Below are 24,564 nucleotides of genomic sequence, written 5' to 3' on the forward strand. Positions count from 1 at the left end.
CCGGTCGCTTCGGTTCAGGCGAAGGCGCCCCATCGCAGCAGAGGCACGGTGCGTTCCTCGTCGGTGAGCGAACCGTGCTGCCCGATCATGCGTTGCGGGCGCTTGTCGGGTTCGCGGTCGTCGTAATAGGCGAATCGCCCCCGGGCGGCGACGACGACGTCGCCGATCCGAGGCAGGACGTCCGCATCGACCGCGCCGAACAGTCCGGCGGCGACGGCTTCGTCGCGGGTCAGGACCCAGGCCCGCGCGCCTTCGCTCCCGACCCAGCGACGGGCCACGGCATCCATCCGTCCCTCGGCCGTGTACAGGTGCAGCAGGCGGGGCTCGCCACCGACCAGCGTGACGTCGTCGAGCAGGGCGTCGCCGTCGCGGAGCAGGACGTGCTTGTGCGCGGGGACGTCGACCATGCCGTGGTCCGCCGTCAGGACGACACCGGTGCGGGGCGAGACGAGGCCCGCCAAGCGCGAGGCCGCGGCATCCACCCGTTCGAGCGCGTCGGTCCAGCGGTCCGACTCCCACCCGTCACGGTGCCCCGCGGTGTCGAGTTCGGGCGCGTAGAGGTAGGTGATCGACCCGGGATGCCGCGCGGAGAGGTCGGCGGCGAGCGAGATGCGCTCGTCGAGATCGTCCGAGGGGTGGAAGCGCGCGCCGCGGAGGGTCGCCTCGGTGAACCCGGTCCGCGTGTAGCCGGGACGCGAGACGACGAAGGCGTCGCCGCCGGACGCCGCGTGCGTCTCGAGCAGGGGGGTCCGCCGCTGCCAGGCGCGGGGGTCGAGACCGTCGGTCTCCCACCCGTGCAGCTGATTCGAGACGATGTCGGTGCCGGGGATGCGCAGGCGGTAACCCGCGATCCCGTGGGCGCCCGGATCGGTGCCGGTGAGCAGGCTCGTCAGGGCCGCCGCCGTCGTCGAGGGGAAGACCGTGCGCGCCACGTCGCGGCGACCCCCGACCGACCCCAGGAAACGCGCGTGGCCCCGGCGGGCGGCGAGGTTGTGCGCACCGAGCCCGTCGACGACGAACACGATCGCGCTCTCGGCGGGAGCGAACCAGTCGGATGCGCCCGTCAGCGCGGCGATGGTCTGTGCCAGCACATCGGTGAGGCTCCGGGAGCGCGGCGGGTCCGCCGGTAGGCTGAGTGACATCGGAGCAAGTCTTCCACACGGCTCCCGACCACGTCCGTTGCGGACCCCCGCCCGACCCGAGGCCGCACCCATGCCCGATTCCCGTTCCTCCTCCCCCGCGACCGGCGCCACCGTGACCGAACGCATCGAAGACGTCGACGTCTCGACCGAGATGCAGGGGTCCTTCCTCGAGTACGCCTACTCCGTCATCTATTCGCGGGCTCTTCCCGACGCCCGCGACGGGCTCAAGCCCGTGCAGCGGCGCATCCTGTACCAGATGGCCGAGATGGGGCTGCGTCCTGACCGCGGCCACGTGAAGAGCGCCCGTGTCGTGGGCGAGGTGATGGGAAAGCTCCACCCGCACGGCGACGCCCCGATCTACGACGCACTGGTCCGCCTCGCGCAGTACTTCTCGTTGCGCGTGCCGCTGATCGACGGCCACGGCAACTTCGGCTCGCTCGACGACGGTCCCGCCGCTCCCCGTTACACCGAGGCGCGTCTGGCGCCGCCGGCGCTCGCGCTGACCGAGAACCTCGACGAGGACGTCGTCGACTTCATCCCCAACTACGACGGGCAGTTCCAGCAGCCCGAGGTGCTGCCGGCGGCCTTCCCGAACCTGCTGGTCAACGGCGCGACCGGCATCGCCGTCGGCATGGCCACCAACATGGCGCCGCACAACCTCGTCGAGGTCGTCGCCGCGGCCACGCACCTGCTGCAGCACCCGGATGCCACGGTCGACGAGCTCATGGAGTTCGTTCCCGGCCCCGACCTGCCCTCGGGGGGCATCATCGTGGGCCTGGACGGCATCAAGGACGCCTACACGAACGGTCGCGGCTCCTTCCGCACCCGGGCCAAGGCGTCCATCGAGTCGCTGGGTCCGCGCCGAACGGGCATCGTCATCACCGAGCTGCCCTACCTCGTGGGCCCCGAGCGGGTGATCGAGAAGATCAAGGACGCCGTCCAGGCCAAGAAGCTGACGGGCATCGCCGACGTCACCGACCTCACCGACCGCAACAACGGATTGCGGCTGGTGATCGGCATCAAGACCGGGTTCGACGCCAAGGCGGTCCTGGAGCAGCTGTACCGTCTCACGCCGCTCGAGGACTCCTTCGGCATCAACAACGTCGCTCTGGTCGACGGACAGCCGCAGACGCTGGGACTGCGCGACATGCTCCGCGTCTACGTCGACCACCGCCTGCGCGTCGTCACGCGTCGCAGCGAATACCGTCTCGCGCGCAAGCGCGAACGCCTCCACCTCGTCGAGGGTCTGCTCATCGCGATCCTCGACATCGACGAGGTCATCCAGGTGATCCGCTCCTCGGACGACGGGGAGCAGGCGCGCACCAAGCTGCAAGAGGTCTTCGATCTCTCGCACCCGCAGGCCGAGTACATCCTCGAGCTGCGTCTGCGCCGGCTGACGAAGTTCTCGCGCATCGAGCTCGAGGCCGAGCGCGACCAGCTGAACGCGGAGATCGCCGAGTTGGTCGAGCTGCTGGGCAGTGAGACGCTGCTGCGTCGGCAGGTCGCCCACGAATTGGATGCCGCTGCCGAAGCCTACGGAACCCCCCGGCGCACGCTGCTGCTCAACGGCGGTCCCGTGCAGCCCCGCTCGGCCAAGGCGGCCGCCGCTGCCGACCTGCGGATCGCGGACGCACCGTGCCGGGTGTACCTGTCGGCGACGGGGCGCATGGTGCGTGCCGAGCTGATCGCCGACGCGCCGGGCGGCGGGGTCGTCGCTCCCGCGCGCCGGTCCAAGCACGACGCCATCCGCTCGTCGGTCGACACGACCACGCGCGGCGACATCGGCGCTGTCACCTCCGCGGGGCGCCTCGTCCGTTTCTCGCCGGTGGATCTGCCGTCGGTTCCCGCGAACTCGGTGCAGGTGGCGGCGGGAACGAAGGTCGAGCAGTACCTCGCTCTCGCCACGGGCGAGAAGGTCGTGGCGCTCGTGCCGCTGGTCGACTCCCCCACGATCGCGCTGGGCACCGAGCAGGGCGTCGTCAAGCGCGTCGCGGCTTCCGAGCTGGGCTCGAAGGACGAGATCGAGATCATCTCGCTCCGCGATGGCGACCGGGTCGTGGGCGCGGCCCTCGCGGGCGACAACGCCGAGCTCGTCTTCGTCGCCAGCGATGCGCAGCTCTTGCGGTTCGAGGCCTCGTCCGTGCGTCCCCAGGGACGATCCGCGGGGGGAATGGCCGGCATCCGCCTCTCCGACGGCGCACGGGTGATCGCCTTCGCCGTGGTCGGGGCCTCGGCCTTCGACGCGGTGGTGGTGACCGTCGCCGGTTCGTCGGCCGCCCTGCCGGGCACGGACGCCGGAAGCGCGAAGGTGTCCGCTTTCACGGAGTTCCCCGCGAAGGGCCGTGCCACCGGGGGTGTGCGCGCTCAGCGTCTGCTGCGCGGAGAGGACGCCCTCGTGCTCGCCTGGGTCGGCACGGACCCGCGTGCGGTCGGGTCGGACGGCTCGGTGCGAGCTCTTCCGGACGTCGGTGCCAAGCGCGATGCCTCGGGTCAGCCCCTCGACGCCGTCGTCGGCGCGATCGGCACCGTCGTCCGCTGAGGCCCGCGGGCGTGCGCGCCCCGGTGCGGGCGCGACGTCGTGCCGGGGGTGCGGCGCGGCGGGCTTTTGGCGGGCCTGTTGGCGGGATCTTTCGGCGACACACCGCTCTGGCGGGGCGTGTCGCGGCGCGTCGGTCGCAGCGCCCGCCGTTGTGCTCGGGTGGGCGGTGGCGCGCGCCCGCCGTTGTGCTCGGGTGGGCGGTGGCGCGCGCCCGCCGTTGTGCTCGGGTGGGCCGTGGCGCGCGCCCGCCGTTGTGCTCGGGTGGGCCGTGGCGCGCGCCCGCCGTTGTGCTCGGGTGGGCGGTGGCGCGCGCCCGTCGTTGTGCCCGCACCGGCCGGGACGGGTTGCGGCTCGCGACTGCGTCAGACGTCGATGCGCTCGCGCGCGAGCCGGTCGCTCGAGTCGATGATGAACTCGCGGCGCGGGGCGACGTCGCTGCCCATCAGCAGATCGAAGACGGATGCCGCGGCCTCCATGTCCTGCACACGCACCCGGCGCAGCATGCGACCCGCGCGGTCCATGGTGGTCGTGGCGAGCTGATCGGCATCCATCTCGCCCAGCCCCTTGTATCGCTGCACCGGTTCTTGCCACCGCTTGTTCGAGCGCTTGAGCTTGGTGATCAGCTGATGCAGCTCTTGCTCGCTGTAGGTGTAGATGGTCTCGTTGGGCTTGGAGCCGGGGTTCATCACGATCACGCGGTGCAGCGGCGGGACCGCCGCGAAGACACGGCCCTCTTCGACGAGCGGCCGCATGTAGCGGAAGAAGAGCGTCAGCAGCAGGGTGCGGATGTGCGCGCCGTCGACATCGGCATCGCTCATGAGGATGATCTTGCCGTAGCGGGCGGCTTCGAGATCGAACGAGCGTCCCGAGCCGGCGCCGATCACCTGGATGATCGAGGCGCATTCGGCGTTCGACAGCATGTCGCTGATCGAGGCCTTCTGCGTGTTGAGGATCTTGCCGCGGATCGGCAGCAGGGCCTGATACTCGCTGTTACGTGCGAGCTTGGCGGTGCCCAGTGCCGAATCGCCCTCGACGATGAACAGCTCGGAGTCCGAAACGTCGTTCGACCGGCAGTCGACGAGCTTGGCCGGCAGCGACGAGGACTCGAGCGCGTTCTTTCGACGCTGCGTCTCTTTGTGTGTGCGCGCCGAGATGCGCGCCTTCATCTCGGAGACGATCTTCTCGAGCAGCTGCGCCGTCTGCGCCTTGTCGTCCCGCTTGGGTGAGGCGAAGCGCGCAGCCATCTCTTTCTGGACGACGGATGCCACGATCTGCCGTACGGCGGGAGTGCCGAGCACCTCTTTGGTCTGCCCCTCGAACTGCGGCTCGGGCAGCCGGACGGTCAACACGGCGGTGAGACCGGCGAGCAGATCGTCTTTCTCGATCTTGTCGTTGCCGACCTTGAGCTTGCGGGCGTTCTGCTCGACCTGCGTGCGGAGCACTTTCATCAGGCCCTGCTCGAAACCCTGCTGGTGGGTGCCGCCCTTGGGGGTAGCGATGATGTTGACGAACGAGCGTGACGTGGTGTCGTACCCGGTGCCCCATCGCACGGCGATGTCGACCTCGCAGGAGCGCTCGACCTCGGTGGGGATCATCGAGCCGCCCGGCTGCAGGACGGGGACGGTCTCGGTGAAGGTCCCCGTGCCGGTCAGACGCCAGGTGTCGGTGACCCCGGCATCGGGGGCCAGGAAGTCCGCGAACTCCGAGATGCCGCCGTCGAAACGGTAGCTCGTCTCGATCCGCTCCTCGCCGCGGTCGTCCAAGACGACGATTTCGAGGCCGGGCACGAGGAACGCCGTCTGCCGCACGCGCTGGACGAGCTCGTCGTGACCGAAGGCGGCATCCTTCGTGAAGATCTGCCGGTCGGCCCAGTAGCGGATGCGCGTGCCGGTCACCCCGCGGGCGGCCTTGCCGACGACCCGCAGCTCGCTGCTGCGCTCGAACGGCGTGAAGGCCGAGTCGGGTCCGTCGCCGGCGAAGAGGCCGGGCTCGCCGCGATGGAACGACATCGCGTACGTCTTGCCGGCGCGGTCGACCTCGACGTCGAGTCGCTCCGACAGGGCGTTCACGACCGAGGCGCCGACGCCGTGCAGCCCACCGGATGCCGCGTACGACCCGCCGCCGAACTTGCCGCCGGCGTGCAGCTTGGTGAAGACGACCTCGACGCCCGTCAGCCCCGTGCGCGGCTCGACGTCGACGGGGATGCCGCGGGCGCGGTCGCGCACCTCGACGCTGCCGTCGGCGTGCAGCACGATGTCGATGCGGGTGCCGTGCCCGGCCAGGGCCTCGTCGACGGAGTTGTCGATGATCTCCCACAGGCAGTGCATGAGACCGCGCGAGTCGGTCGAGCCGATGTACATGCCCGGGCGCTTGCGCACGGCTTCGAGGCCCTCGAGGACCTGCAGATGATGGGCGGAGTACTCGGACGTCACGGCTTTCAGCGTAATCGGGGCCGCCGACATCCCCTGCCAGACACACAGCGTGGTCGGGTCACCGTACGCGCACAGCGAAATGTGATCAAGCCGCGGCATAGGGGAAACATCCACGTGGTTGTATATGGAGACTCGCCCCACGACCACCTGAGGAGGGCAAACGAGATGACCACCACGACCGCACCCGACGCGTCTGTTCTCGACCACCGCCTGACGGCGGCGGATCGCTGCGACTCCTGCGGCGCTCAGGCCTACATCGCCGCCGAGGTGAACGGCAGCGAGCTGCTGTTCTGCGCACACCACGGCCGCAAGTACGAAGAGAAGCTCCGCAGCGTCGCCACGTCGTGGCACGACGAGACGGCGCGACTCACCACCGCCGACTGAGACCGTCCTCGGAACGGGCCCCGCGCACTCACCGGAGTGCTCGGGGCCCGTTCCGTGTATCAGGCGTCGGCGTCGACGTGGATCCGCGGCACTGTCGGCGAGACGCGCAGCGCGATCTCTTCCCCGATCGTGTCGATGAACTCCGCCAGGTCGGTCGCGCTGTGCAGGGCGTCCGCGCCGAACACGGCGATCTCGTCACCGGGCTCGGCACCCGCCCACGCAGCGAGCACCGTCTCGGTCGGGGCGATCGCCTCGACGCGGCGCGGCCCCGCGGGAGTCATCACGTCGAACCGCCCTCCCAGCGCGCTGGGCAGTCCGTGCAGGCTCCCCAGGTCGAGGTGCACGCCGGCGGGATCGACCGCCGTCACCGTGGCCCACAGCGTCGCGATCGGCGCGATGCCGAGTTCTCGCTCCCCGGGCCCGCCGGCCGGACGGATGCCGTACGAGAACGCCCCGACCCGGACCAGGTCCTCGCGGAACTCCCCGCGCGCGAACCCGGCGGCGCTTGCGGCGAGGTGCGAGAACCGCGGGTGCAGTCCGGCGGAGCGTGCGCTCTCGCGCGCCGCGAGGAACAGCGCCCGGGCGTCGTCGTCATCGGCATACGAGGCCTCGGAGATGTGCGACCAGACACCCTCGAAGGCCGCGCTCCCCGCGGCGACCAGCGCAGAGGTCTGCGCCAGCGCCGCGTCCCATCTCTCCGGGCGGATGCCGTTGCGATGCAGACCCGTGTCGATCTTGAGGTGCACGCGGGCGGGCCGATCGGCCCCGAGCCGGGAGAGGTCGTCCAACAGGGCCTCGTCGCCGATGCCGAGGTCGAGGTCGGCCGCGATCCCCGCCGCCAGATCCTCGAGCCCGCCGATCAGCCACACGAAGATCCGCACGTCGGGCCCGGCGATGCGGCGGACCGCGGCTCCGGTCGCGACGTCGAACGCGCCGAACCAGCGCACTTCCTCCGCGACGGCGCGCGACACGATGGGCTCCAGTCCGTGCGCGTAGGCGTCGTCCTTGACCACCAGCATGGGGGTCGCGGGCGCGACGGCCTCGCGCACGCGACGGAGGTTGCGCGCGAAGGCGTCGAGATCGACGCGGTACACCGCACTCACGCGGTCACCCGCCGATCGGCGCGGACGCCCACGACGGCGACGATCTCGGCGGCGCCGAGGCCGGTGGCATCCGTCCATTCCGACAGCGACGGATGACCCTCGCCCGGGTCGCCGAAGAAGACGACCTCGGCCCCCCGTGCGACCGCGGCACCGCCGACGTCGACCACGCAGACGTCCATGGCGACGCGCCCGACGATGCGGTGCCGTCGGCCGTCGATCGCGACCGCGGCGGTGTTGCCGAGCGCGCGCACGACGCCCTGGGCGTAGCCGCCGGTGACGAGCGCCACGGTGGTGTCGTGGGGGGCGCGATGGGTGTAGCCGTACGACACGCCCTCTCCGCGCAGCAGCGGCTTGGTGCCGAGGGCCCGCCCCCGCAGCGACAGGACGGGCTGCGCGTGCGATCCGGGCAGCCCGAACAGCGCGGCGGCGTCGAGGGGGGCGGCCTCCATTCCCATGACGGACAGCACGGATGCCACCCACTCGGCGCCGTGGCCCCACGCGTCGGCCGCCAGCACGTCGTCGCCGCCGGTCGCGGTGCCGGCGGCGAGGGCGAGGGGTGCATTGCGACGCAGAGCCGACTCGGAGACGAGAGCCAGGGGGGCCACTCCCCCGGCCGCGGGCGAGCGGGCAGGGAGCGTCGAGGTCACCCCTTTAGACTATCGGGGTCCTTCGTCCCCGACCCCGGAGCCTCATGCCTCAACAGGGTTTCTCCCCCGTCACACGCCTTCGCTACCTCGCCGGGCGCGCCCGTCGCATCGATGTGGGATCGGTGGTCGAGCGGGCCAAAGAGGCCTCCGCCCAGCACGGTAAGGCGCTGCCCCTGGTCGTCGCCGACATGCTGTTCCAGGCCGGGGTCAAGAACGTCGGGTTCCAGGACTACATCGACTACGACTTCGCCATCCTCACCCCCGCCGAGCGCGCGACGTACATGACCCACCCGGTGTCGAATCAGATCTCGCAGAAGTACGACCACCCCGACTACCGCGGTCTGTTCCAGGACAAGGTGGAGTTCGACCGCACCTTCAGCGAGTTCCTGCGCCGGGACTGGATGGTGGTGGATGCCGACAACGCCGACGAACTGCGCGCCTTCACCGAGCGCCTGGGCACCATCGTCACCAAGGAGCCGGTCGGTCAGGCCGGAACCGGCGTGCACCGCTACCACGCGTCCGACGTCGAGGACTGGTCGGAGTTCCACCGCGGACTGCTCGCGCGCGGCGAGATCCTCGTCGAAGAGGTCATCCGTCAGCACGACGACCTCGCGGCGGTCTGCCCCGGGACCGTCAACACCACGCGCGTCACCGCGTTCTTCGACGGCGAGAAGACCCACATCCTGGCGATGGCGCAGAAGTTCGGCCGCGGCGCGGTCAGCGATCAGATGACCTTCGGCGGGTTCTACACGATGCTCGACGAGGACGGTCGCGCGCTCGGCGCCGGCTACGACTCGCACGGACACGTGCACGAGCTGCACCCCGACTCGGGTGTCCGGATCGCGGACTTCCGTCTGCCGATGATCGACGAGGTGAAGGCGTTCGTCGATCGCGTGGCCCGTGTGGTCCCGCAAGTGCAGTACGTCGGTTGGGACATCGTCGTCGGCCCCGACGGCCCCGTACTCGTGGAGGGCAACTGGGGTGCGGGCGTGTACGAGAACAAGCCGAGCGTGACGGGGATCCGCACCGGTCACAAGCCGCGATATCAGGCGGCCATCGGCTTCTGACTCCCGGATGCCGAGAGGCCCGCCCCCCGTGGGGCGGGCTTTCTGCATGAGCGGCGTCGACGCTGGTCGAGGAGCACCAGCGGTGTCGGTCGCGGCGTCGACAGTGGTCGAAGATCCGGAGAAATCCGGCCGACGGGCGGGTGCGTCGTCTGCACGACCCGGTGCCCGCGTCCGGTTCAGGAGTTTCGCACGGCCCGTGGGCGGAGTCGGCGAGGGGGACCGGACGCCGAAGAGGCCCGCCCCGAGAACGGGACGGGCCTCTTGACGAGCTGTGTCAGGTGTGGCGGACGATGCCGAGCGGCGTCGACTCGTGACCCTGTCCGAGCGGGTTGTCCTTCAGAATCGCGACGAGACGCTTCTCGCCGGCCTTGTCCATCGTGGATCCGAGGATGTTGCCACCCAGGTCGTTGATGTCGACCACGGCCACCTGCAGGTCGCCGCCCAGAAGAGACCGCAGCCGCGCGGCGACCTCGCGAGGGCGCTCGGGACCGAGCACGACAGCCTGGTTGTAGGGCGGGATCGTCCCCTTGGTAGGGCCGTCGATCGCGCGGGCCTTGTCGCCGGCGATGCGGTAGAAGTCGCCCTTGCGACCCATCGCCTTGGTGACCGCCGAGACGGCCGCAGCGAACAGGATGCGGGGCGTCCCGCACTCGCGCAGGGCCATCTCCATCGTCTCGGGCATGCCGAGCCCGATGCCGTACGGCGTCCGGGTGACGTACTTCGACAGGAACAGCGCGAGCTTGCGGGGCTCGATGCTGTCGAGCTTGTACGACCGGCCCTGGGTGATCGCGACGATCTTCTCGGTGACGAACAGCAGATCGCCCGGCTGAACGGCATCCTTCGCGTACTCGAGGATGAATGCGTCGAGGTCGTCGCCCGGCATGACGACCCGCGTGCGGATCGGGATACGGGCGTACGAGGTGCCCTCGACGGTGACGGTGAGCGCCTTGCCGGCGTTGGCCGCCCCGCTCATTCGAGGTAGTCCCGGAGCGACTGCGAGCGGCTGGGGTGACGCAGCTTCGCCATGGTCTTCGACTCGATCTGGCGGATGCGCTCGCGCGTGACGCCGAAGGTGTCGCCGATCTGGTCGAGTGTCTTCGGCTGGCCGTCGCCCAGACCGAAGCGCATGCGGATGACGCCCGCCTCGCGCTCGCTCAGGGAGTCGAGCAGCGATTCCAGCTGGCGCTGCAGCATCGTGAAGCCCACCGCGTCGGCGGGGACCACGGCCTCGGTGTCCTCGATCAGGTCGCCGAACTCGCTGTCGCCGTCCTCACCGAGAGGGGTGTGCAGCGAGATGGGCTCGCGGCCGTACTTCTGCACCTCGATGACCTTCTCGGGGGTCATGTCGAGTTCGCGGCTCAGCTCTTCGGGCGTGGGTTCGCGACCGAGGTCCTGCAGCATCTGGCGCTGCACGCGCGCGAGCTTGTTGATGACCTCCACCATGTGCACCGGGATGCGGATGGTGCGCGCCTGGTCGGCCATCGCGCGGGTGATCGCCTGACGGATCCACCAGGTGGCGTACGTCGAGAACTTGAAGCCCTTGGTGTAGTCGAACTTCTCGACCGCACGGATCAGGCCCAGGTTGCCCTCCTGGATGAGGTCGAGGAACTGCATGCCGCGGCCGGTGTAGCGCTTGGCGAGAGAGACGACCAGACGCAGGTTGGCGCCGAGCAGGTGGCTCTTGGCGCGCTGACCGTCGCGGGCGACCCACTGCAGGTCGAGACCGAGCTGGCCGGTCTTCTCGGCGGCCGACATGTTCGACAACTTCTCTTCGGCGAACAGGCCCGCCTCGATGCGCATGGCGAGCTCGACCTCTTCGGCCGCGTTCAGCAGCGGGACTTTACCGATCTGCTTCAGGTAGTCCTTGACCGGGTCGGCGGTGGCGCCGGTGATCTGCGCGGAATAGACGGGGACGTCGTCCTCGTCGCTCGACGAGATGACGATCGCGCCGGTCGGCAGGGCCTCGGCGGGCGCCGCCGGGGTCTCTTCGTCTTCGTCGTCGTCGGTCTTCTTCGCCTCGGGCTTGGCCGCGTCGTCGGAGTCGTCCGCGTCGTCGGTGTCCTCGACGTCGATCTCGACGTCGCCTTCTTCGTCGACCTCGTCTTCGTCTTCGAGGTCGTCGTCCTTCTTCGCCTTGGTCTTCGCCTTGGCGGGCGTCGCCTTGGCCTTGGCAGGGGCCTTCTTGGCGGGAGCCTTCTTCGCGGTCGTCGTCGTCGACGCCGTCACGGTCTCGTCGGTGGTCTCGAGCTCGGTGTCTTTCGCACTCCGGGAGCGAGTCTTGGTTGTCGTGCCTGCCACGTTTCGCCTTTCACCGGGAACGCATGTTGCACGGCCGCCGGTCGTTCTCGGACACTAGTAAGACCCTTGTCAAGTCCAGAGCCGAGGAGCGTGGCTCCCGGACCGGATGACAACGGGTCAGGTTCTTCATTGTCTCACATTCCCCGACCGGGACTTGACGCGGACCGGGGATCTATGCGTAGACAACGTCCACGGACGCGCGGGCATTCCCGGATGCCGGGTCGCGGCATCCGATCCGCGGCCGCGCCGCGGGTTCAGCCGATCCGGCCGCGGCGGTCGTCGTCACCCGGGCGCGACGCGAGGAAGCGCTCGAGTTCGGCGGCCAATTCATCGGCGCTGGGCAGATCACCGGTGTGGATGATCGGCGTCGCCTGGGTGGAACCCGCCATGTAGGCGTCGTAGCGCTCCTCGAGGTTCTCGAGCATGCGGGTGAGTTCATCGCTGCCCTCGACCTGCTCGGTGACCTTGGCGATGAACTCGCGGTTCTCTTCGCGCAGCACCTCGCCCGAGAACGTCAGCCCGGTTGCGACCGTCAGGCTGTCGAGTGCGGCGAGGGCGGCTGCCGGGTACTCGGTGTCACCGAGGTAATGGGGGACGAGCAGGGCGAAGCCGGCGACCTTGGCCCCGGCCTCGGCGAAACGGTACTCGAGAAGATGGCCCGCGGTGGCCGGCACCTGCGTGTGCGGACGCCAGACCGAATGTGCCTCGGCCAGGTCGGGGCGCGTACCGCTGACCGTCGTACCGATCGGGCGCGTGTGAGGGACGGGCATGGGGATGGCGTGCACCCACGTGACCGACGACACCTGCAGGCCCGCCGACAGCTCGAGGACCGTCTCGGCGAAGGCCTCCCACAGGAAGTCGGGCTCGTATCCGGCCAGGAGCAGGAAGGGCTGTCCCTGCGAGTCGTGCGCGAGCGACAGCTCGAGGCGCGCGGGGCGGTAGTCGGTGAGGTGGTCCTCGATGAACGTGATCACGGGCCGACGTGCGCGATAGTCCAGCAGCACGTCGTTGTCGAAGACGAACACGGGGTTGGGCTGCAGATCGTCGCGGAAGTACTCGACGAGGCGCGACACGGCCCCGCCGGCATCGGTGAAGCCGGTGAGCGCGATCACGAGCGGAAGACCCGACGGCACGGGCGGCGCCGCGGAGGCGCGGTCGTACAGCGGGGCGGAGATCGGCATACCTCCACTTTACGAGCGGTCCGGACGCGCCGGTCCCGGTGCGTCCCGCTGCTAGCGAACACGCACGAACCTAGGATGGATGCCATGCCCTTCCCTTCTGTGGCGTACACCGACGCCCCCGTCCTCGACTCCGACGCCGACGCGATCCTGCTGATCGTCCCGACCTTGACCGAGGGGGCACCGGACCCCGACGGATGGAGCGGCCTCGGCTCCGCTCTCGCGTCGGTCGGCTTCTCGGGTGCGGCGGGATCGTTCCAGCGGGTCCACGTCCCCGGCATCCAGACCCCCGTCGCCGTCGCCGGTGCGGGCACCGATCCGGGCGAGGCGGCGCTCCGGGATGCCGCGGGCACCGGCATTCGCCAGCTGACCGGATTCGCCCACGTCGCCGTCGCCTCTCTGGTCGAGTCCCCGTGGCGGCCGCTGGCCGAGGGGGCGGCGCTCGGTGGCTACCGCTTCGCCGACTACAAGAAGAAGTCGGCCAAAGCACGCGCGACGTCGGTAACCGTCTCGACCTCGTCGGCTCCGTCCGAGGCCGACACGGCGGCCGTGGCGGCGATCGCGGGCGCCGTCGCCCTCGTCAAAGACCTGGTCACCACCCCGGCCGAATGGCTCGGGCCGGCCGACTTCGCCGCCGCCGCCGCGGACGCGGTCAAGGACCTTCCGGTCGACGTCGAGATCCTCGATGAGGACGCCCTGCGCGAGGGCGGCTACGGCGGCATCCTCGGTGTCGGTCAGGGGTCGGACCGCCCGCCGCGCATGGTGCGCCTCGACTACTCCCCCGCCGGAGCCGAGCGTCACGTCGCGCTCGTCGGCAAGGGCATCACCTTCGACACCGGTGGACTGTCGCTGAAGCCGCCGACATCCATGGTCGGCATGAAGTACGACATGTGCGGAGCGGCGACCGTGCTCGCCGTGCTCAAGGCCGCCGCCGAGATGGGGCTGCCGATCCAGGTGAGCGCCTGGCTGTGCATCGCCGACAACATGCCGTCCGGTCGTGCGACGCGACCCGGAGACGTGCTGCGCACGCTCGACGGCACGACGGTCGAGGTGCTCAACACCGACGCCGAGGGCCGTCTGGTGCTCGCCGACGGTCTGGCCGCGGCCAGCCGCGAGAACCCCGACCTGATCGTCGACGTCGCGACCCTTACCGGGGCGATCACCGTCGCCCTGGGCAACCGCCACGCGGGCGTCATGGGCGAGGACGACGCCGTGGCCGCGTACCTGGCCGCGGCCGAGCGCACGGCCGAGCTCGCGTGGCCCCTTCCACTGCCCGACCACATGGTCGACGACCTCGACTCCCCCATCGCCGATCTGCAGAACGCCAAGATCGGCGACCCGGCCGGCGGTTCCCTGTTCGCGGGTCTGTTCCTGCGGCATTTCGTCGGCCGCGTGTCGGATGACGCCGATGCCGCGCGGATCCCATGGGTGCACCTCGACATCGCCGGTGTGGGCATGAACAAGTCCGCCCCGTTCGGGTACACCGACAAGGGTGTGACCGGAGCGACGGTGCGCTCGCTCGTCGAGCTCCTGGCGACGGACGCCGCGCGATGACCGACTTCTCGGCCGACGTCGTCGTCCTGGGCGGCGGCAGTGGCGGCTACGCTGCGGCGTTGCGTCTCGCCGAGCTGGGCAAGGACGTCGTTCTCGTCGAGAAGGACAAGCTCGGCGGCACCTGTCTGCACCGCGGGTGCATCCCCACCAAGGCGCTGCTGCACGCCGGAGAGGTCGCCGACGCGGCGCGCGGGGCGGCCGACATCGGCGTGGACGTGACGTTCTCGGGCATCGACCCGGCGCGCGTCCGGGCGTACCGCGAGGGCATTGTCGCGAAGAAGTTCAAGGGCCTCGAGGGGCTCATCTCCGCTCGCGGGATCCGCGTGGTGCGCGGATCCGGATCGCTGGAGGCAGGGCCGGCCGTCCGCGTCGGAGACGACGTCTACCGCGGCGGTGATGTGATCCTGGCGACGGGTTCGTACAGCCGCAGCCTGCCGGGTCTCGACATCGGCGGTCGTGTCCTCACGAGCGAGCAGGCGCTCGACCTGGACGTCGTCCCCGAGCGGGTCGTCGTGCTGGGCGGCGGTGTGATCGGCGTCGAGTTCGCGAGCGTGTGGCGCTCGTTCGGCGTCGACGTGACCATCGTCGAGGCGCTCCCCCATCTCTTGCCGGCCGAGGACGTCGCATCCAGCAAAGCCCTGGAACGCGCGTTCCGAAAGCGTGGCATCGCGTTTCAACTGGGGCGCCGCTTCGCTTCGCTGGCGCAGGACGCGGAGTCCGCCACCGTGACGCTGGACGACGGCTCCGAGCTGGTCGCCGACTACGTTCTGGTCGCGGTCGGTCGCGGTCCCTCGACGGCGGGCCTCGGCTATGAAGAGGCGGGCGTCGTGCTCGAGCGTGGATTCGTCCGGACAGACGACCGACTGCGCACCGACGCGGCGCACGTCTGGGCGGTCGGTGACATCGTCCCGGGACTTCAGCTGGCGCACCGCGGATTCCAGCAGGGGATCTTCGTCGCCGAGCAGATCGCCGGGCTGTCGCCGGTCCTCGTCCCCGACGTGGATGTGCCCCGGGTGGCGTATTCGCACCCCGAGGTCGCGTCCGTCGGGCTCACCGAGGCGCAGGCGCAGGATCGTTATGGATCCGAGGCCGTGACGGCGTACGAGTACAACCTGGCCGGCAACGGCCGCAGCGAGATCATCGGCACCTCGGGCATCGTCAAGATCGTCCGTCGTGTCGACGGGCCCGTCGTCGGTGCTCATCTGGTGGGCGACCGGGTGGGCGAGCTGATCTCGGAAGCCCAGCTCGCGGTGGGCTGGGAGGCGCACCCCGAGGACATCGCCCCGTTCGTCCACGCACACCCCACTCAGAGCGAGGCGCTCGGCGAGGCCTTCCTGGCCCTCGCCGGCAAGCCCCTGCACGCACTCTGACCACAAACCGGTCACTAAGCTAGGTACCGCATCCGGTACGAAGGAGACATATTCATGAGCACTTCCGTCGTCCTCCCCGCTCTCGGCGAGAGCGTCACCGAGGGAACGGTCACCCGCTGGCTCAAGCAGGTCGGTGACACCGTCCAGGAGGACGAGGGTCTGTTGGAGATCTCGACCGACAAGGTCGACACCGAGATCCCCTCCCCCGTCTCGGGAGTCATCGAGGAGATCCTCGTCCAAGAGGACGAGACCGTCGAGGTCGGCGCGGTCCTCGCCAAGATCGGCGACGGATCCGGCTCGGCGTCGTCGGACGACGCCCCGCAGGCCGTCCCCGCCGAGCAGGAGGCCGCCCCCGCCGAGGAGCAGACGGCTCCGGCCGAGGCCGCTCCCGCGGAGCAGCCCGCGCCGGCGGCGCAGCCCGCCGCGGCGAGCGACGACTCCACCGAGGTGAAGCTGCCCGAGCTGGGCGAGAGCGTCACCGAGGGCACGGTCACCCGTTGGCTCAAGGCCGTCGGCGACGACGTCGCCGTCGACGAGCCCCTTCTCGAGATCTCGACCGACAAGGTCGACACCGAGATCCCCTCGCCGGTCGCCGGCACGCTGCAGGAGATCCTCGTCCAGGAGGACGAGACGGTCAACGTCGGTTCGGCGCTCGCCCGTATCGGAAGCGGCGCGGCGCCCGCAGCGGCTGAGCCCGAGGCGCCCGCCGCCGAGCCGCAGGCCCCCGCCGCGGAGCCGGAGCCCGAGCAGCCCGCGCCGGCTCCTGCCGAAGAGCAGCCCGCAGCCCAGCCCGCCGTGCCGGCCGAAGAGAAGTCCGCGCCGGCCGAGAAGGCCGCCGAGCAGGCTCCCGCCGCGTCGTCGAACGACGAAGTGACTTACGTCACCCCCCTCGTGCGTCGTCTGGCGCAGCAGCAGGGCGTCGATCTCACGTCCGTCAAGGGCAGCGGTGTCGGCGGCCGCATCCGCAAGGAAGACGTCTTGAAGGCGGCAGAGGCCGCCAAGGCCGCACCGGCCGCCGCCGCGGCTCCGGCCGCCGCGTCCGCACCGGCCGCCCCCGCTCCCGTCGAGGTGTCGCCGTTGCGCGGAACGACCCAGAAGATGTCGCGGCTGCGCAAGGTCATCGCCGAGCGCGCGGTCGCGTCGATGCAGGCCACCGCTCAGCTCACCACGGTGGTCGAGGTCGACGTGACCAAGCTCTCGGCGCTGCGCGACCGCGTCAAGGGCGAGTTCCAGCAGAAGACCGGCGACAAGCTGTCCTTCCTGCCCTTCTTCGCCATCGCGGCCGTCGAGGCGCTCCAGGCGTACCCGATCATCAACTCCACGGTCGAGGGCGACGAGATCGTCTACCCCGCCCACGAGAACGTGTCGATCGCGGTCGATACCGAGCGCGGCCTCCTGACCCCCGTCATCAAGGATGCCGGCGGCAAGAACATCGCCCATCTCGCCCGCGAGATCGCCGACCTGGCCGCCCGTACGCGTGACAACAAGCTGAAGCCCGACGAGCTGGCCGGTGGCACCTTCACGCTGACCAACACCGGCTCGCGCGGCGCGCTGTTCGACACCCCGATCGTGTTCCTGCCGCAGTCGGCGATCCTCGGCCTCGGCGCCGTGGTCAAGAAGCCGGGCGTCGTCTCGGTCGACGGCAAGGATGCCATCTCGGTGCGCTCCTACGTGTACCTGGCGCTGTCCTACGATCACCGCATCATCGACGGTGCCGACGCCGCGCGCTTCCTCGGCGCGGTCAAGGTCCGTCTCGAAGCCGCGCAGTTCGAGGGCGACCTCGGGATCTGACCCCGCCGGGAACCGGCTCATGATGGCTGGTCCGCGACCGTTCTGACGGCGCGGACCAGCCATCGGTCTTTCTGCCGGATGAGGGTGACGTACTGCGTCGCTTCGTCCCCCTGCAGACGCACCACCGCCACTCCTCCGAAATCGTCGAGGAGCGCGACGTCGGCGTCACCCGGTCGAGCGCGAATCGGCTCCCGCGGGAACGACGATCGCTCCATGTGGGCGTCCACGCACGTCGAGTCGTCGCCGCAGGCGGAGATCTCGACGAACAGCGCACGCGCCGCGGCGACGACGTCATCCGACAGCGGTACCCGCGCATCGGCGGGGGCGGGAGCACGCGTCTCGGGGATGACGGTTCCGAGATCGGGCGTGGCTTCGGCGCTCGGCGCGGTCGCCGTCGATGCGGGCCCGGTGGGTTCGTCCGCTGCCGGCAGCAGCGCAGCCCCGATGAGCACAGTCGCGACGACCCCGACGATCACCGCTCCCAGGCGCAGCGCACGCGATGATCGCCACCGTTCGATGACGTCGCGCACGGCCGCGCGCACCCCGTCGGCCAGATCGGCATCGACGAGGGCGAGCAGGGGCGAGGACGCGCCGTCCCGTCGATCGTCGGCGATGTCCACCCGTTCTGCCCCGAGGGGCGAGAGGGGCCCGAGGACGAGAGGTGCCGGGGCGGCGTGCGACAGAAGGCGTCGCTCGAGCGCATCCCACTCGCGGGGCGGACGGGTCAGAACGCTCTCGCGCGCGCGGATGAGGATGTCACGGGTGGCCGGGTCGCCGGCGGCGTCGGCCGCCCGGGTGAGAGCGTCCGCCGTCGCCGCGACGGGGTCGGCGCCGGCGGCCTCTTCGACCGCGATCGGGCACCCGTCGGCGCGCAACCACCACCGGGCCGCGACGAAGTCCCGGGTCGCGCGGCGGCATCCGCGCAGAAGGGCGACGGCCGCGGTGACCGCCTCGCCGGGGCTCAGCATGCGGGAGCCGACGGCGCGACGACGCAGGTAGAGGTCGAAGGGCTCGACGAGGACGGCGGCTGCGGGAAGGGTCATCCCCCGATGGTCGCCGCCGCCGCCGACGTGCCGTGGTTGCGGGGACGGCATCCGTGGATCGATCATCCCGCCGCCCTGCGGGGGAGGAACAGTCGGCCGCGAAGATAGAATCGTCGTCATGGCCGCTCGCACCACCACGCCCGAGAAGCGTCCGGGCTTCTTCTCGCAGCTGAAAACCCTCTACACCTTCACCCAGAAGGAGTACCGGTGGCTGCCGTTCCTGTTGGCCGGCATCGTGCTGGTGGGCATCGCCCTCGGCGTACTCGTCGGCTTCCTCATCCCGCCTCTGGCGGTGTGGAGCATCATCCTGTGGGGTGTGACGGGTCTGCTGGCCGGCATCCTGGCCGCGATGATCACCATGACGCGTCTGTCGACGACGGCCATGTACAAGAAGATCGACGGCATGCCCGGTGCGACCGGCCACGTCCTCTCCTCGTCGCTCGGCCGCAATTGGCAGGCATCGGAAGCGCCCATCGGGGTCAACCCGCGGACCCAGGAGGCGCTCTACCGCGCCATCGGCCGCGGTGGCGTCGTGCTCATCGGCGAGGGCAACCGCAGCCGCCTGACACGCCTGGTCGGCGAGGAACGATCGCGCGTGCAGCGTGTCGCGGCCGGTGTGCCCGTCACCGTGCTGTACGTCGGACACGGTGAGGACGAGGTGACGATCGCGAAGCTCGCCTCGACCATCAAGTCCCTGCCGAAGAAGGTCGACCGCGCCACGATGGCCGCCGTCATCAAGCGGGTGTCCTCGGTGTCGCAGGGGCTGTCGTCGCTGCCCATCCCGAAGGGCGTCGACCCCACGAAGATGCGCGCTCCTCGTCCGCGCTGACCCCGACTCAGAAGGCCCCCGCGTGGCGGGGGCCTTCTTCCTGTCAGCCGCGGACGAGGACGGTCCCGACGGCCTTGTCGTGCAGACCGCGCTGGTCGGCGTCGAAGACCACGGCCGGGATGATCAGGCCCAGCAGGACGGTCCGCACGATGGGGCGCCACGGACCGACCCACTCCCCCGATTCCCGCTGCAGACGCATGCCCAGGATGCGGTGTCCGGGGCTGCCCCCGATGAGGGGGATGAAGAGGATCTGCACCGCGAAGAAGATGACGTTCGCCGCGATCGGGTTGGCGAAGGGCACACCCGTGACCGGATCGGGCGTCGAGAAGAACGCGAAGCCGATCAGTCCCGCGCTCACCAGGTCGATCAGCAGCGCCGCGATTCGACGGCCCGGTCGGGCGATGGAGCCGCGACCCTCGCGGGGAAGGCCGAGCCGCTGGCCCGGATAATCGTTCTCGGCGGTCGCGCTCACGGCATCCAGCGTAATCCGGCCGACGTAACATCCCGGAAACATCCGAGATATGACGGGGACACCGGTTCTGAGTAGGGTCGAGGAGGCTGGCCGAGGCCGGCACGATCCCGAATGTTCTACCTCTGGAGTCTTCATGTTCAAAGATTCGTCCGAGGTGCTGAAGTTCATCCAGGACGAGGACGTCAAGTTCCTCGACATCCGTTTCACGGATCTTCCTGGTGTGCAGCAGCACTTCAACATCCCCGCCTCGACCGTCGACGAGGAGTTCTTCACCGTCGGACAGCTCTTCGACGGCTCGTCGATCCGCGGGTTCGCGAACATCCACGAGTCGGACATGCAGCTCATCCCCGACGTGACCACCGCGTATGTCGACCAGTTCCGCGAGGCCAAGACCCTCGTGATGATCTTCGACATCTACAACCCGCGCAACGGTGAGATCTACTCGAAGGACCCGCGTCAGGTTGCGAAGAAGGCTGAGAAGTACCTCGCTTCGACCGGCATCGCCGACACGGCGTTCTTCGCCCCCGAGGCCGAGTTCTACATCTTCGACGACGTCCGCTTCGAGGTGAAGCAGAACTCCAGCTTCTACTCGGTCGACTCCGAAGAAGGAGCCTGGAACACGGGCCGCGCGGAGGAGGGCGGAAACCTCGCCAACAAGACCCCCTACAAGGGTGGCTATTTCCCCGTCTCGCCGGTCGACAAGACCGCCGATCTGCGCGATGACATCACCCTGAAGCTGATCGAGGCGGGTTTCGTCCTCGAGCGCTCGCACCACGAGGTCGGCACGGGTGGCCAGCAGGAGATCAACTACCGCTTCGACACCATGGTGCACGCGGCCGACGACATCCTAAAGTTCAAGTACATCGTCAAGAACACCGCGGAGGAGTGGGGCAAGGTCGCGACCTTCATGCCCAAGCCCCTCTTCGGAGACAACGGCTCGGGCATGCACACCCACCAGTCGCTGTGGAACGACGGCAAGCCGCTGTTCTACGACGAGACCGGGTATGGCGGACTCTCGGACATCGCGCGCTGGTACATCGGCGGTCTGCTGGCCCACGCCCCCGCGGTCCTCGCCTTCACCAACCCGACCCTCAACAGCTACCACCGTCTGGTGAAGGGCTTCGAGGCTCCGGTCAACCTGGTCTACTCGGCCGGTAACCGCTCCGCGGCCATCCGTATCCCGATCACGGGCAGCAACCCCAAGGCCAAGCGCATCGAGTTCCGTGCGCCCGACGCCTCGGGCAACCCGTACCTGGCGTTCGCGGCGCAGCTCATGGCGGGCCTCGACGGCATCAAGAACCGTATCGAGCCGCACGAGCCCGTCGACAAGGACCTCTACGAGCTCCCCGCCGAAGAGGCCAAGAACATTCCGCAGGTTCCGAACTCGCTGCTCGACTCGCTCGAGGCCCTGCGTGCCGACCACGAGTTCCTGCTCGCCGGTGGCGTCTTCACGCAGGAGCTCATCGACACCTGGATCGAGTACAAGATCGAGAACGAGATCCAGCCGATCGCCCAGCGCCCGCACCCCTTCGAGTACGAGCTGTACTTCGGGGTCTGACCGCCGATCATCTACGACGAAGCCCGTCCCCGCCGTTTCGCGGGGGCGGGCTTGGTCGTTCTCCGGGGATCGACGGATGCCGGCCCCGCCGCGTCATCCCGCCGCGCGCGCCGCCCGTTTCTGCTCCTGGAACACCCGGATCGCCTCGTACCGTTCGGCCGACCGTGCCCGACGCTTGGCGGCTTCGTCCTCGCGCACCTTCGGTGGGGCGTTCGTCACGAGGTCGTCGAGCAGACCTCGAACGGATGCCGAGATCTCGGCCACGGCACGGTCGAACACCTCTTGGTTGGCACGCGAGGGTTTCGTCGTGCCCACGACCTTGCGCACGAACTGCAGCGCGGCGTCATGGCATTCGGCATCCGTCGCCGGCGGGGTGAAGTTGTGGAGCGGGACGATGTTGCGGCACATGCCCGACAGGCTAGGCCTGCGCCGCCCGGAGCGCGAGGGTAGGAATTGCCCAGACGACGAGCGGGGCCGGTGACCACCGGCGCTCACAGCCCCGGGATCTCGACGAGACGGAACCAGCGGCCGCAGGGCTGGAGACGGGCGAGCGCGGGGAGAAAATGCGTGTCGCTGATGTGGCCGTCGAAGTCCACGGTCGACAGCCCCCGACGGGCGAGCACGTCCATCGAACGCCGTATGCATCCTTCGACCAGACGCTCACCCTCGGGCACGTCTCGAGCCGTGGTCTCGGCGACGATAAGCGGCGGTTCGCTGTCGAGGTAGGCGAGGGCGAGGGCGAGTACGGTGCCCCGGTCATCGACCGCGACGGCGGAGGCGTCGACGTCGACCTCATCCCACAGATCTTCGTTCAACGCGTCGGCGAAGTCCTCTCGCGTGGGGCTCCACGTTTCGTGCGTCCAGCTGTAGAGCGCCGCGTGCGCCGCCTCGACGCGCTCTCGAGGCACTCCGGAGAGGGGCTGCACGCGTACGTGCGAACGGAGGGCCGTTCGTCGGGCGAGCTCGACCCGTGCGGGCGGCACGATCTGCATCGTCGTCGCTCCCAACGCGTCCGCGAACTGCAGAGCCGGGTCGTCGACGTATCCGCGCGCCGTGAACGGGATGTCGCGGACGCGAAGTGACGAGAGGTGTCGGGCGAGAGCGGTGCCGATCCCCCGGCGACGGTGATCGGGGTGGACGACGATCTCGAGCCAGGCATGCGTGTCATGGACGCGGGATGTCCACATCGCGCCGGCCGCGACCACCTCGCCCGCCTGTTCGACGACGGCCGAACGGGTCTCTTCGCCGCGCCACCGGTCGGCCGCGAGCGTGCGGTCCGCCCACCAGCCGGGGGCCGCGTCCAGATCGTCTTCGGTGAGAGCCCTGAAGTGCACTCCCCCATCGAATCAGGTCGGGCGCCGCCGAGCGGTCGCCGCTTCCCGGCATCCCCTCAGGTCAACCTCCCCCGCGATGTCGGAGGGGCACGGGAGGATGGAGCCATGCCCGAATCGCCCTACGCCTCGCGCCCCTGGTCGTCGTCGTACGCCGAGGGCGTGCCGCTCGAGATCGAGACGCCCTCGCAGACGCTCCCCGAGATGCTGGCCGCGAGTGTCGCGAGCTACGGAAAGAAGACGGCCCTGGAGTTCTTCGGGGCGGTCACGTCGTATCGCGAGCTGGGCGAGCAGGTGTCGCGCGCCGCCGAGGGACTGCGTCGCCTGGGGGTGCGGGCGGGCGATCGCGTGGCGCTGGTGCTGCCGAACTCGCCGCAGCACGTCGTCGCGTTCTACGCCGCGCTGCGCCTCGGTGCCATCGTCATCGAGCACAACCCGCTCTACACGCCGCGCGAACTGCGGCACCAGTTCGAAGACCACGGCGCGAAGTTCGCGATCGTGTGGGACAAGCTGGCCGACACCGTGGCCGAGTTCCCGTCCGACCTCGCGCTGCAGCACGTCGTCAGTGTCGACATCACCGCCGCCCTGCCCGTCGCCAAGCGGCTCGCTCTGCGCCTGCCGATCGCGAAGGCGCGCGAGGCGCGTGCGCAGCTCACCGCGACGCCCACGTCGAAGCGTCCGCTGCCGTGGGCCAAGCTGCTGACCCGCGGTTCGCTCTCGCGCAGGCACCCCGGGCCCGCCCTGGGCGACATCGCGCTGCTGCAGTACACCAGCGGCACGACCGGCTCGCCCAAGGGAGCGGTGCTCACGCACGCGAATCTGCGCGCGAACGCGATGCAGGGTCGCGCGTGGGTGCCCGGTCTGCGCGACGGAGAAGAGACGTTCTACGGCGTCCTCCCCCTGTTCCACGCGTACGGGCTCACCCTCTGCCTCACCTTCGCGATGAGCATCGGCGCCCGGCTCGTGCTCTTCCCCAAATACGACCTCGACCTGGTCGCCGCCGCCGCGAAGAAGAGTCCCCCCACCTTCCTGCCAGCGGTGCCGCCGATCTACGACCAGCTCGCCCGCGCCGCGGCGCGGGGGACCATCGACCTCACGAGCGTGCGCTTCGCCATCTCGGGAGCGATGAGTCTGCCCGTCGCCACCGTCGACCGCTGGGAGGCGGCGACCGGGGGCCTCCTCGTCGAGGGGTACGGCATGACCGAGTCCTCCCCCGTCGCCCTCGGCAACCCCATCGGACCGTCGCGTCGCCCCGGCACCGTCGGAGTCCCCTTCCCCAGCACCGACATCCGCGTCGTCGATCCCGAGAACCCGACGCACGACCTGGCCCTCGGCGAGGCGGGCGAGCTGCTGCTGCGCGGCCCGCAGGTGTTCCAGGGGTACTGGAACCGACCCGCCGACACCGCCGAGACCCTCCTCGACGGAAAGTGGCTGCGCACCGGCGACATCGCGTCGGTCTCGCCCGACGGGTTCGTCACGATCACGGACCGTTTGAAAGAGATCATCATCACGGGCGGCTTCAACGTCTCACCGAGCGAGGTCGAAGACGTCCTGGCCTCGCACCCCGACATCATCGGAGCGGCGGTCGTGGCCCTTCCCAAGCCGCGCGGGGGCGAAGACGTCGCTGCCGCCATCGTGCTGCGCGAGGGCACCTCGATCGAGCCCGAGGCCGTGCGTGAGTTCTGCAAGACCCGTCTCGCGGCCTACAAGGTCCCCCGCCGCGTCATCGTGGTCGACGACCTCCCCCGCTCCCTGATCGGCAAGGTCCTGCGCCGCGAGGTGCGCGAGCGTCTGATGTCCTGAACGAAGGGATGCCGGGACTCACG

General features: G+C 69.9%; 20 protein-coding genes. 9 read left to right on the forward strand and 11 right to left on the reverse strand.

Annotated features, from left to right (window positions below):
* Positions 1–14: 14 nt before the first annotated feature.
* On the reverse strand, positions 15–1,142 hold the full coding sequence (locus ACIPVB_RS12405) for an alkaline phosphatase family protein (protein ID WP_400369287.1): 1,128 nt from the start codon (positions 1,140–1,142) through the stop codon (positions 15–17).
* 70 nt (positions 1,143–1,212) lie between these two features.
* Here ACIPVB_RS12405 and ACIPVB_RS12410 point away from each other — a divergent pair, with 70 nt between their 5' ends.
* Positions 1,213–3,681 carry a DNA topoisomerase (ATP-hydrolyzing) subunit A gene (locus tag ACIPVB_RS12410; protein WP_400369289.1) on the forward strand — a complete coding sequence of 823 codons (2,469 nt, stop codon included), beginning with the start codon at positions 1,213–1,215 and terminating at the stop codon, positions 3,679–3,681.
* A 362-nt stretch (positions 3,682–4,043) separates the two neighbouring features.
* Here ACIPVB_RS12410 and ACIPVB_RS12415 read toward each other — a convergent pair whose 3' ends face one another.
* The gene (locus tag ACIPVB_RS12415) at positions 4,044–6,143 is read right to left on the reverse strand and encodes a type IIA DNA topoisomerase subunit B (RefSeq protein WP_400369291.1); all 2,100 of its coding nucleotides are present in this window, start codon (positions 6,141–6,143) and stop codon (positions 4,044–4,046) included.
* Positions 6,144–6,278: 135 nt separating this feature from the next.
* Between ACIPVB_RS12415 and ACIPVB_RS12420 the strand changes: the two genes are divergently transcribed.
* Positions 6,279–6,497, forward strand: a complete 219-nt coding sequence (locus ACIPVB_RS12420; RefSeq protein WP_400369292.1) for a hypothetical protein — start codon at positions 6,279–6,281, stop codon at positions 6,495–6,497.
* Positions 6,498–6,556: 59 nt separating this feature from the next.
* Here the strand turns inward: ACIPVB_RS12420 and ACIPVB_RS12425 are convergent, their stop codons facing one another.
* Together ACIPVB_RS12425 and ACIPVB_RS12430 are read right to left on the reverse strand one after the other, a co-directional pair.
* Positions 6,557–7,600, reverse strand: a complete 1,044-nt coding sequence (locus ACIPVB_RS12425) for an alanine racemase (RefSeq protein ID WP_400369293.1) — start codon at positions 7,598–7,600, stop codon at positions 6,557–6,559.
* Positions 7,597–8,247 (reverse strand): alanine racemase C-terminal domain-containing protein, encoded by a 651-nt coding sequence (locus ACIPVB_RS12430; RefSeq protein ID WP_400369295.1) that lies wholly within the window; start codon positions 8,245–8,247, stop codon positions 7,597–7,599. The genes ACIPVB_RS12425 and ACIPVB_RS12430 overlap by 4 nt, the downstream gene beginning before the upstream one ends.
* A gap of 44 nt (positions 8,248–8,291) precedes the next feature.
* Here ACIPVB_RS12430 and ACIPVB_RS12435 point away from each other — a divergent pair, with 44 nt between their 5' ends.
* Positions 8,292–9,314: a sugar-transfer associated ATP-grasp domain-containing protein gene (locus ACIPVB_RS12435; RefSeq protein ID WP_400369297.1), complete on the forward strand. Its 1,023-nt coding sequence runs from the start codon at positions 8,292–8,294 to the stop codon at positions 9,312–9,314.
* Positions 9,315–9,588: 274 nt separating this feature from the next.
* On the opposite strand, the gene ACIPVB_RS12440 is transcribed toward ACIPVB_RS12435, so the two are convergent.
* The 3 genes from ACIPVB_RS12440 to ACIPVB_RS12450 all read right to left on the reverse strand — a co-directional run bounded on the left by ACIPVB_RS12440 (position 9,589) and on the right by ACIPVB_RS12450 (position 12,793).
* Complete coding sequence (locus ACIPVB_RS12440; protein ID WP_400369298.1) at positions 9,589–10,287, reverse strand: coenzyme F420-0:L-glutamate ligase; 699 nt, start codon at positions 10,285–10,287, stop codon at positions 9,589–9,591.
* Complete coding sequence (locus tag ACIPVB_RS12445; protein ID WP_400369299.1) at positions 10,284–11,612, reverse strand: RNA polymerase sigma factor; 1,329 nt, start codon at positions 11,610–11,612, stop codon at positions 10,284–10,286. The genes ACIPVB_RS12440 and ACIPVB_RS12445 overlap by 4 nt, the downstream gene beginning before the upstream one ends.
* A gap of 254 nt (positions 11,613–11,866) precedes the next feature.
* Positions 11,867–12,793 carry a proteasome assembly chaperone family protein gene (locus tag ACIPVB_RS12450; RefSeq protein ID WP_400369300.1) on the reverse strand — a complete coding sequence of 309 codons (927 nt, stop codon included), beginning with the start codon at positions 12,791–12,793 and terminating at the stop codon, positions 11,867–11,869.
* Between the two features lie 84 nt (positions 12,794–12,877).
* Here ACIPVB_RS12450 and ACIPVB_RS12455 point away from each other — a divergent pair, with 84 nt between their 5' ends.
* The 3 genes from ACIPVB_RS12455 to sucB are packed head-to-tail and all read left to right on the forward strand — an operon-like array spanning position 12,878 to position 17,505.
* Positions 12,878–14,344: a leucyl aminopeptidase gene (locus tag ACIPVB_RS12455; protein WP_400369301.1), complete on the forward strand. Its 1,467-nt coding sequence runs from the start codon at positions 12,878–12,880 to the stop codon at positions 14,342–14,344.
* Positions 14,341–15,714 carry a dihydrolipoyl dehydrogenase gene (gene lpdA / locus ACIPVB_RS12460; RefSeq protein WP_400369303.1) on the forward strand — a complete coding sequence of 458 codons (1,374 nt, stop codon included), beginning with the start codon at positions 14,341–14,343 and terminating at the stop codon, positions 15,712–15,714. Before ACIPVB_RS12455 ends, lpdA begins: the two co-directional genes overlap by 4 nt.
* Positions 15,715–15,768: 54 nt before the next feature.
* Positions 15,769–17,505 carry a 2-oxoglutarate dehydrogenase, E2 component, dihydrolipoamide succinyltransferase gene (gene sucB, locus ACIPVB_RS12465; protein ID WP_400369304.1) on the forward strand — a complete coding sequence of 579 codons (1,737 nt, stop codon included), beginning with the start codon at positions 15,769–15,771 and terminating at the stop codon, positions 17,503–17,505.
* A 17-nt stretch (positions 17,506–17,522) separates the two neighbouring features.
* On the opposite strand, the gene ACIPVB_RS12470 is transcribed toward sucB, so the two are convergent.
* On the reverse strand, positions 17,523–18,548 hold the full coding sequence (locus tag ACIPVB_RS12470; RefSeq protein WP_400369305.1) for a hypothetical protein: 1,026 nt from the start codon (positions 18,546–18,548) through the stop codon (positions 17,523–17,525).
* Positions 18,549–18,666: 118 nt separating this feature from the next.
* Between ACIPVB_RS12470 and ACIPVB_RS12475 the strand changes: the two genes are divergently transcribed.
* Complete coding sequence (locus tag ACIPVB_RS12475) at positions 18,667–19,377, forward strand: DUF4191 domain-containing protein (protein ID WP_400369306.1); 711 nt, start codon at positions 18,667–18,669, stop codon at positions 19,375–19,377.
* A gap of 43 nt (positions 19,378–19,420) precedes the next feature.
* On the opposite strand, the gene ACIPVB_RS12480 is transcribed toward ACIPVB_RS12475, so the two are convergent.
* The gene (locus tag ACIPVB_RS12480) at positions 19,421–19,849 is read right to left on the reverse strand and encodes an RDD family protein (RefSeq protein ID WP_400369307.1); all 429 of its coding nucleotides are present in this window, start codon (positions 19,847–19,849) and stop codon (positions 19,421–19,423) included.
* Between the two features lie 133 nt (positions 19,850–19,982).
* On the opposite strand from ACIPVB_RS12480, the gene glnA reads away from it, so the two are divergent.
* On the forward strand, positions 19,983–21,407 hold the full coding sequence (gene glnA / locus ACIPVB_RS12485) for a type I glutamate--ammonia ligase (RefSeq protein ID WP_400369308.1): 1,425 nt from the start codon (positions 19,983–19,985) through the stop codon (positions 21,405–21,407).
* A gap of 93 nt (positions 21,408–21,500) precedes the next feature.
* On the opposite strand, the gene ACIPVB_RS12490 is transcribed toward glnA, so the two are convergent.
* Both ACIPVB_RS12490 and ACIPVB_RS12495 read right to left on the reverse strand, forming a co-directional pair.
* Entirely contained in the window at positions 21,501–21,815 is a 315-nt protein-coding gene (locus tag ACIPVB_RS12490; protein ID WP_400369310.1) for a DUF2277 domain-containing protein, read from the reverse strand.
* A gap of 83 nt (positions 21,816–21,898) precedes the next feature.
* On the reverse strand, positions 21,899–22,741 hold the full coding sequence (locus ACIPVB_RS12495) for a GNAT family N-acetyltransferase (protein ID WP_400369311.1): 843 nt from the start codon (positions 22,739–22,741) through the stop codon (positions 21,899–21,901).
* 105 nt (positions 22,742–22,846) lie between these two features.
* Here ACIPVB_RS12495 and ACIPVB_RS12500 point away from each other — a divergent pair, with 105 nt between their 5' ends.
* The gene (locus tag ACIPVB_RS12500; protein WP_400369312.1) at positions 22,847–24,541 is read left to right on the forward strand and encodes a long-chain-fatty-acid--CoA ligase; all 1,695 of its coding nucleotides are present in this window, start codon (positions 22,847–22,849) and stop codon (positions 24,539–24,541) included.
* The last annotated feature ends 23 nt before the right edge of the window (positions 24,542–24,564 follow it).

Source organism: Microbacterium sp. NPDC090007 (assembly GCF_044748345.1).
GTDB lineage: Bacteria > Actinomycetota > Actinomycetes > Actinomycetales > Microbacteriaceae > Microbacterium.

Excerpts from the sequence above, each read along its gene's own strand:
- ACIPVB_RS12405 (WP_400369287.1), bottom strand. The coding sequence starts at position 1,142 with ATGTCACTCAGCCTACCGGCGGACCCGCCGCGCTCCCGGAGCCTCACC.
- glnA (WP_400369308.1), top strand. The coding sequence starts at position 19,983 with ATGTTCAAAGATTCGTCCGAGGTGCTGAAGTTCATCCAGGACGAGGAC.
- ACIPVB_RS12500 (WP_400369312.1), top strand. The coding sequence starts at position 22,847 with ATGCCCGAATCGCCCTACGCCTCGCGCCCCTGGTCGTCGTCGTACGCC.
- ACIPVB_RS12420 (WP_400369292.1), top strand. The coding sequence starts at position 6,279 with ATGACCACCACGACCGCACCCGACGCGTCTGTTCTCGACCACCGCCTG.
- ACIPVB_RS12470 (WP_400369305.1), bottom strand. The coding sequence starts at position 18,548 with ATGACCCTTCCCGCAGCCGCCGTCCTCGTCGAGCCCTTCGACCTCTAC.
- ACIPVB_RS12475 (WP_400369306.1), top strand. The coding sequence starts at position 18,667 with ATGGCCGCTCGCACCACCACGCCCGAGAAGCGTCCGGGCTTCTTCTCG.
- ACIPVB_RS12410 (WP_400369289.1), top strand. The coding sequence starts at position 1,213 with ATGCCCGATTCCCGTTCCTCCTCCCCCGCGACCGGCGCCACCGTGACC.
- ACIPVB_RS12435 (WP_400369297.1), top strand. The coding sequence starts at position 8,292 with ATGCCTCAACAGGGTTTCTCCCCCGTCACACGCCTTCGCTACCTCGCC.
- ACIPVB_RS12440 (WP_400369298.1), bottom strand. The coding sequence starts at position 10,287 with ATGAGCGGGGCGGCCAACGCCGGCAAGGCGCTCACCGTCACCGTCGAG.
- ACIPVB_RS12490 (WP_400369310.1), bottom strand. The coding sequence starts at position 21,815 with ATGTGCCGCAACATCGTCCCGCTCCACAACTTCACCCCGCCGGCGACG.
- ACIPVB_RS12450 (WP_400369300.1), bottom strand. The coding sequence starts at position 12,793 with ATGCCGATCTCCGCCCCGCTGTACGACCGCGCCTCCGCGGCGCCGCCC.
- sucB (WP_400369304.1), top strand. The coding sequence starts at position 15,769 with ATGAGCACTTCCGTCGTCCTCCCCGCTCTCGGCGAGAGCGTCACCGAG.
- lpdA (WP_400369303.1), top strand. The coding sequence starts at position 14,341 with ATGACCGACTTCTCGGCCGACGTCGTCGTCCTGGGCGGCGGCAGTGGC.
- ACIPVB_RS12455 (WP_400369301.1), top strand. The coding sequence starts at position 12,878 with ATGCCCTTCCCTTCTGTGGCGTACACCGACGCCCCCGTCCTCGACTCC.
- ACIPVB_RS12415 (WP_400369291.1), bottom strand. The coding sequence starts at position 6,143 with ATGTCGGCGGCCCCGATTACGCTGAAAGCCGTGACGTCCGAGTACTCC.